Below are 325 nucleotides of genomic sequence, written 5' to 3'. Positions count from 1 at the left end.
CAAGCGCACTTGCGAAAAGGCCGGTGTGCTGGCCGAAACCCGCAAGCGCGAGTTCTACGAAAAGCCGACCCAGGAGCGCAAGCGCAAGGCCGCCGCTGCTGTGAAGCGTCAGCTGCGCTGTCGACCAGCGTGCCATCGAGATCGAATACGACCAGCGGATAGGGATACGACAAGGGACGACGCCTGTACAACGTGGGGCCGTCCATTGTACGCCGCGCGGTAGGCCAGCACCTGCTGCGCCGGGTCGTCGGTACGCGCCACTTCCAGCGTGTAGCGCTGGTAGGCCGAGGCCAGGTTGCGCCAGCGGATCCAGTAGTGGTTCCCG

The 325-nt window shown here is 65.2% G+C and carries 2 pseudogenes; one reads left to right on the top strand and one right to left on the bottom strand.

Annotated features, from left to right (window positions below):
* Nucleotides 1-118, top strand: a pseudogene (gene rpsU / locus ABGA94_RS17130) (30S ribosomal protein S21); the annotation flags it as partial.
* Here rpsU and ABGA94_RS17125 read toward each other — a convergent pair.
* Nucleotides 99-173, bottom strand: a pseudogene (locus ABGA94_RS17125) (phosphoglycolate phosphatase); the annotation flags it as partial. The pseudogenes rpsU and ABGA94_RS17125 sit on opposite strands and share 20 nt — an antisense overlap.
* Nucleotides 174-325 lie beyond the last annotated feature (152 nt).

Source organism: Stenotrophomonas sp. 3diitr2024, assembly GCF_042136455.1.
Lineage (GTDB): Bacteria > Pseudomonadota > Gammaproteobacteria > Xanthomonadales > Xanthomonadaceae > Stenotrophomonas > Stenotrophomonas sepilia.
Note: the sequence above shows the minus strand (reverse complement) of the source record. Positions and strands in the feature narration are given on the sequence as shown.